The organism is Vallitalea longa, assembly GCF_027923465.1.
GTDB classification, from domain to species: Bacteria; Bacillota; Clostridia; order Lachnospirales; family Vallitaleaceae; genus Vallitalea; species Vallitalea longa.
The window spans coordinates 1-283 of sequence record NZ_BRLB01000081.1 but is presented as its reverse complement, the minus strand read 5'-3'; the positions used below and the strand labels follow the sequence as shown (position 1 = coordinate 283).

General features: G+C 28.6%; 1 protein-coding gene. It reads left to right on the top strand.

Translation table 11 applies throughout. The features are described from left to right. Positions 1–283: RNA-guided endonuclease InsQ/TnpB family protein (locus QMG30_RS24905; protein WP_281819932.1), on the top strand; the 283-nt coding region annotated here is incomplete at both ends.

Here is a 283-nt window from a genome sequence, read left to right as displayed (position 1 = left end):
AATTATCACGTATGGTAAGGTTTTCGAATAATTGGTACAAACAAAAGATTAAAGTAGCAAGAATACACTATAAAATCAAAAATGCAAGATCGAATTTTTTACATAAACTATCTACTCAATTAGTAAATAAATACAATGCTATAGCGATAGAAGACTTAAATATGAAAGGTATGAGCCAAACATTGAAATTTGGTAAAAGCGTATCTGATAATGGTTGGGGAATGTTCATTGCAATGCTTAAATATAAAGCTGAATTAAGAGGAAAACAACTTGTGAAGATAGA